Source organism: Streptomyces lancefieldiae (assembly GCF_031845825.1).
Taxonomy (GTDB): Bacteria; Actinomycetota; Actinomycetes; order Streptomycetales; family Streptomycetaceae; genus Streptomyces; species Streptomyces lancefieldiae.
The window spans coordinates 1-2,496 of the sequence record NZ_JAVRFH010000180.1 but is presented as its reverse complement, the minus strand read 5'-3'; the positions used below and the strand labels follow the sequence as shown (position 1 = coordinate 2,496).

The window sequence follows — 2,496 nt, the reverse complement described above, 5'->3', positions numbered from 1 at the left end:
AACACAGTGGACGCGAGCAACTGAGGACAAGCCCTCGGCCTATTAGTACCGGTCACCTCCACACCTCACGGTGCTTCCAGATCCGGCCTATCAACCCAGTCGTCTACTGGGAGCCTTACCCCATCAAGTGGGTGGGAGTCCTCATCTCGAAGCAGGCTTCCCGCTTAGATGCTTTCAGCGGTTATCCCTCCCGAACGTAGCCAACCAGCCATGCCCTTGGCAGAACAACTGGCACACCAGAGGTTCGTCCGTCCCGGTCCTCTCGTACTAGGGACAGCCCTTCTCAAGACTCCTACGCGCACAGCGGATAGGGACCGAACTGTCTCACGACGTTCTAAACCCAGCTCGCGTACCGCTTTAATGGGCGAACAGCCCAACCCTTGGGACCGACTCCAGCCCCAGGATGCGACGAGCCGACATCGAGGTGCCAAACCATCCCGTCGATATGGACTCTTGGGGAAGATCAGCCTGTTATCCCCGGGGTACCTTTTATCCGTTGAGCGACGGCGCTTCCACAAGCCACCGCCGGATCACTAGTCCCGACTTTCGTCCCTGCTCGACCCGTCGGTCTCACAGTCAAGCTCCCTTGTGCACTTACACTCAACACCTGATTGCCAACCAGGCTGAGGGAACCTTTGGGCGCCTCCGTTACTCTTTAGGAGGCAACCGCCCCAGTTAAACTACCCATCAGACACTGTCCCTGATCCGGATCACGGACCCAGGTTAGACATCCAGCACGACCAGACTGGTATTTCAACGACGACTCCACCCACACTGGCGTGCGAGCTTCAAAGTCTCCCAGCTATCCTACACAAGCCGAACCGAACACCAATATCAAACTGTAGTAAAGGTCCCGGGGTCTTTCCGTCCTGCTGCGCGAAACGAGCATCTTTACTCGTAGTGCAATTTCACCGGGCCTATGGTTGAGACAGTCGAGAAGTCGTTACGCCATTCGTGCAGGTCGGAACTTACCCGACAAGGAATTTCGCTACCTTAGGATGGTTATAGTTACCACCGCCGTTTACTGGCGCTTAAGTTCTCAGCTTCGCCACCCCGAAGAGTGACTAACCGGTCCCCTTAACGTTCCAGCACCGGGCAGGCGTCAGTCCGTATACATCGCCTTACGGCTTCGCACGGACCTGTGTTTTTAGTAAACAGTCGCTTCTCGCTGGTCTCTGCGGCCACCCCCAGCTCACACTGCAAGAGTGATCACCAGGCGTGGCCCCCCTTCTCCCGAAGTTACGGGGGCATTTTGCCGAGTTCCTTAACCATAGTTCACCCGAACGCCTCGGTATTCTCTACCTGACCACCTGAGTCGGTTTAGGGTACGGGCCGCCATGAAACTCGCTAGAGGCTTTTCTCGACAGCATAGGATCATCCACTTCACCACAATCGGCTCGGCATCAGGTCTCAGCCTCATGTACGACGGATTTACCTATCGCACGGCCTACACCCTTACCCCGGGACAACCACCGCCCGGGATGGACTACCTTCCTGCGTCACCCCATCACTCACCTACTAACCGCTTGGTCCGGCGGCTCCACCACTTTCCTTTCCCCGAAGGGTCCGGAACGGCTTCACGGCCTTAGCATCACGATGCTCGATGTTTGACGCTTCACAGCGGGTACCGGAATATCAACCGGTTATCCATCGACTACGCCTGTCGGCCTCGCCTTAGGTCCCGACTTACCCTGGGCAGATCAGCTTGACCCAGGAACCCTTAGTCAATCGGCGCAAACGTTTCTCACGTTTGTATCGCTACTCATGCCTGCATTCTCACTCGTGAACCGTCCACAACTGCCTTCCGGCGCTGCTTCACCCGGCACACGACGCTCCCCTACCCATCCACACACCCGTTGGGGCTATATATGTGAATGACACGACTTCGGCGGTACGCTTGAGCCCCGCTACATTGTCGGCGCGGAATCACTAGACCAGTGAGCTATTACGCACTCTTTCAAGGGTGGCTGCTTCTAAGCCAACCTCCTGGTTGTCTGTGCGACTCCACATCCTTTCCCACTTAGCGTACGCTTAGGGGCCTTAGTCGATGCTCTGGGCTGTTTCCCTCTCGACCATGGAGCTTATCCCCCACAGTCTCACTGCCGCGCTCTCACTTACCGGCATTCGGAGTTTGGCTAAGGTCAGTAACCCGGTAGGGCCCATCGCCTATCCAGTGCTCTACCTCCGGCAAGAAACACACGACGCTGCACCTAAATGCATTTCGGGGAGAACCAGCTATCACGGAGTTTGATTGGCCTTTCACCCCTAACCACAGGTCATCCCCCAGGTTTTCAACCCTGGTGGGTTCGGTCCTCCACGAAGTCTTACCTCCGCTTCAACCTGCCCATGGCTAGATCACTCCGCTTCGGGTCTTGAGCGTGCTACTGAAACGCCCTGTTCGGACTCGCTTTCGCTACGGCTACCCCACCCGGGTTAACCTCGCAACACACCGCAAACTCGCAGGCTCATTCTTCAAAAGGCACGCAGTCACGAGAC

At 56.8% G+C, this 2,496-nt stretch carries 1 rRNA gene; it reads right to left on the bottom strand.

What is annotated here, in order from left to right:
• Window positions 1-22: 22 nt before the first annotated feature.
• Window positions 23-2,496: ribosomal RNA gene (locus tag RM812_RS41365) — 23S ribosomal RNA — on the bottom strand; the annotation flags it as partial.